4 protein-coding genes are annotated in these 3,427 nt (G+C 57.4%); all 4 read left to right on the top strand.

What is annotated here, in order from left to right:
• On the top strand, positions 1-420 hold a 420-nt coding region (locus AC3B8H_RS19545), incomplete at its 5' end, for a DUF3825 domain-containing protein (protein ID WP_488443196.1).
• A 306-nt stretch (positions 421-726) separates the two neighbouring features.
• Complete coding sequence (ureA, locus tag AC3B8H_RS19550) at positions 727-1,029, top strand: urease subunit gamma (protein WP_026601519.1); 303 nt, start codon at positions 727-729, stop codon at positions 1,027-1,029.
• 9 nt (positions 1,030-1,038) lie between these two features.
• A complete protein-coding gene (locus tag AC3B8H_RS19555; protein WP_488443197.1) occupies positions 1,039-1,356 on the top strand; it encodes an urease subunit beta in 318 nt (105 codons plus the stop codon).
• Positions 1,353-3,167 (top strand): urease subunit alpha, encoded by a 1,815-nt coding sequence (gene ureC, locus AC3B8H_RS19560; RefSeq protein ID WP_488443198.1) that lies wholly within the window; start codon positions 1,353-1,355, stop codon positions 3,165-3,167. Before AC3B8H_RS19555 ends, ureC begins: the two co-directional genes overlap by 4 nt.
• Positions 3,168-3,427 lie beyond the last annotated feature (260 nt).

The raw sequence follows: 3,427 nt of genomic DNA on the forward strand, positions 1-3,427 counted from the left end.
AAATTTTCATCAGTACCTGAGATGGCTCACTATTTTGATGATCCATCAGTTTTAGTCTTTGATTCTCGTAAAGAACTTAGAGCAAATGCTGAACACATTATTGCTGATAATATTGATCGATTCCCTAATTCCCTGCAAAGCATGAATCCGTACGGATTACAGAATTTAGTTAAAGGTGCAATAGATTCTGCTATTGAAAGAGCCCGAAGAAATTATAAAACTGCTATTCCTCAATATTACCAAGGCAGTATCCAATTACTTTTACCAATATCATTACTAGATCCAAAGAAGGCTGATTTAGCTTTGGTAGTTGATCGATTCACTGATTTTTATAGGGGTTCAACTTGTTTAACTTTGGATATGGCATACAACAATGCCAGACAGTTAGCTAGGCCTGATCGTGATTGGTTGATACCTTAACTAAGAGGGACGGTTGTCTCCCCTGATGCCGCGCCGAGCACCGGAGGGTTTGAGCGGATTTGCCCGCAGGGGCGATGCAGGGATGCATCGCGTTTTCGGAGGGCTATGGATAGCCCTTCCGAAAACCCCGTTCAAACCCTTCGGAGTGCAGGAAACAAGCGGCATGGGGTGGCCTTTTCTTTGGATACTTTCTTTTGGCCACGCAAAAGAAAGTATCGCGGTTGTCGGTCCGCGAACCGACATATAAAAAACCGTCGCAATAGCGACACAACCCAAGCCAAACACGAATAAACAAAAAGCACCGCCATGCAATTAACCCCTAGAGAAAAAGACAAACTCCTCCTCTTCACTGCCGCCCTCCTCGCCGAGCGCCGCAAAGCCAGAGGCCTGAAACTCAACTACCCGGAAGCGGTGGCGTATATCTCCGCCGCGATCATGGAAGGCGCCCGCGACGGCCAGACCGTGGCCGAGTTGATGGCTTATGGTCGAACGCTATTGAGCATCGACGACGTGATGGATGGCATCGCCGAGATGTTGACCGAGGTGCAGGTGGAGGCGACCTTTCCAGACGGTACCAAATTAGTCACCGTACACGACCCCATCGTATAGGAGCCCACTATGATCCCCGGAGAAATCTTCCCCGCCGCTGGCGATATCGAACTCAACGCCGGCCGCGCCACGGTCAAGGTCCTGGTCGCCAATAGCGGCGACCGGCCGATTCAGGTCGGCTCGCATTATCATTTTTACGAAACCAACCCGGCCTTGCATTTCGACCGCAGCGTGGCGTTGGGGTTTAGATTGGATATTCCGGCGGGGACGGCGGTGCGTTTCGAACCCGGCCAGCAGCGCGAGGTGCAGTTGGTGGCGTTTGCCGGCGAACGCAAGGTCTATGGCTTTCGCGGCGAAGTGATGGGCGCATTGGAGAAATCCGCATGAGCAAAATCAGCAGAACAGCTTACGCCGACATGTTCGGCCCCACCACCGGCGACCGGCTGCGGCTGGCCGACACCGATTTGATTCTGGAAGTGGAAGCCGATTACACCGTCTACGGCGACGAAGTGAAATTCGGCGGCGGCAAGGTGATCCGCGACGGCATGGGCCAAAGCCAGTTGGGCAACGATCAGGCCGTGGATTTGGTGATTACCAACGCGCTGATCATCGATTACTGGGGCATCGTCAAAGCCGATGTCGGCATCAAGCAGGGCCGCATCTTCAAGATCGGCAAGGCTGGTAATCCCGACATTCAACCCGGCGTGGACATCATCGTCGGCCCCGGCACCGAAGTCATCGCCGGCGAAGGCCAGATTCTGACCGCCGGCGGCATCGACGCCCACATCCATTTCATCTGCCCGCAGCAAATCGAGGAAGCGCTGTGCTCCGGCGTCACGACGATGATCGGTGGCGGCACCGGCCCGGCCACCGGCACCAACGCCACCACCTGTACGCCGGGCCCGTGGCATCTAAAACAAATGCTGACCGCGCTGGACGGCTTGCCGATGAACTTTGGCTTGCTGGGTAAAGGTAACGCCAGCCTGCCCGGCGCGCTGGAAGAACAAATCAAAGCCGGAGCGATGGGCCTGAAACTGCACGAAGACTGGGGCACCACCCCGGCGGCCATCGATTGCTGCCTGAGCGTGGCCGACGATTACGACGTGCAAGTGGCGATCCACACCGACACCTTGAACGAATCCGGGTTTGTCGAAGACACCTTCGCCGCCTTCAAGGACCGGACCATCCACACCTATCACACCGAAGGCGCCGGCGGCGGTCATGCGCCGGACATCATCAAGGCTTGCGGTTTGGGCAATGTGCTGCCTTCATCGACCAACCCGACCCGGCCTTACACGGTCAACACCGTCGACGAGCATCTGGACATGTTGATGGTCTGCCACCACCTCGACCCGAGCATCCCGGAAGACGTGGCTTTCGCCGAATCGCGCATCCGCCGCGAGACCATCGCCGCCGAGGACATCCTGCACGATCTGGGCGCGTTTTCGATGATTTCCTCGGATTCGCAAGCCATGGGCCGGGTCGGCGAAGTGGTGATCCGCACCTGGCAAACCGCGCATAAAATGAAAGCGCAACGCGGGCATTTGGCTCCTCCCTCACCCCCGGCCCCTCTCCCTCAGGGAGAGGGGAGTAGCGCCGCTTCGTTCCCCTCGTCCTCCGGAAGTAATTCGCCTTCGTCCCCCTCTCCCTCCGGGAGAGGGGTTAGGGGTGAGGGGGCCGACAACTTCCGCATCAAGCGTTACATCGCCAAATACACCATCAACCCGGCCATCAGCCACGGCATCTCCCATGAAGTGGGCTCCATCGAAGCCGGCAAGCTGGCTGACCTGGTGCTATGGCAACTGGCCTTTTTCGGCGTCAAACCCAGTCTGGTCATCAAAGGCGGCCTGATTGCCGCCGCGCCGATGGGCGATGCCAACGCTTCCATCCCCACCCCGCAACCGGTGCATTACCGGCCGATGTTCGGCAGCTTCGGCCGCACTGCCGCCAACAATTCGATGATCTTTTTGCCGCAAGCCGCCGTCTCCGCCGGTGTGGCGGGGCAATTGGGTTTGCAAAAGCGGGTCGGGGTTGTGCGCAATACGCGGAGTATTGGCAAGGCGGATATGAAGTTGAACGACTACCAGCCGGTGATGGAGGTTTGTCCGCAGACTTATCAAGTGCGGGCGGATGGGGAGTTGTTGGTTTGCGAACCGGCGGTGGTGTTGCCGATGGCGCAGCGGTATTTTTTGTTTTGACGTGGATAGGGTGTTTCAGTAGAGCCGTCCTTGGCCCCACCGAAAATCAATCACCCAAAATGCTGATTTCGGCAGCCAAGATCAGGAACCCGAGTCGCCCCGCTCTTGCGGCAGCACCGGCGTTTCCATCGTAGGGAGGCCGGCTTCGATCTGCTGAGCCACGGCTTCGATAATTTGCGGGGGCGCGCCGGACAGCCGCAGGCTTTCCCGCAATTCGGCGCTCACTTCGGCACTGGATCGCTCCTCGGCCGGCTCGGAAT

It is taken from the genome of Methylomonas sp. BG-2 (assembly GCF_057766305.1).

Coding starts and splice junctions, on each gene's coding strand:
- ureA (WP_026601519.1), top strand. CDS start 727: ATGCAATTAACCCCTAGAGAAAAAGACAAACTCCTCCTCTTCACTGCC.
- AC3B8H_RS19555 (WP_488443197.1), top strand. CDS start 1,039: ATGATCCCCGGAGAAATCTTCCCCGCCGCTGGCGATATCGAACTCAAC.
- ureC (WP_488443198.1), top strand. CDS start 1,353: ATGAGCAAAATCAGCAGAACAGCTTACGCCGACATGTTCGGCCCCACC.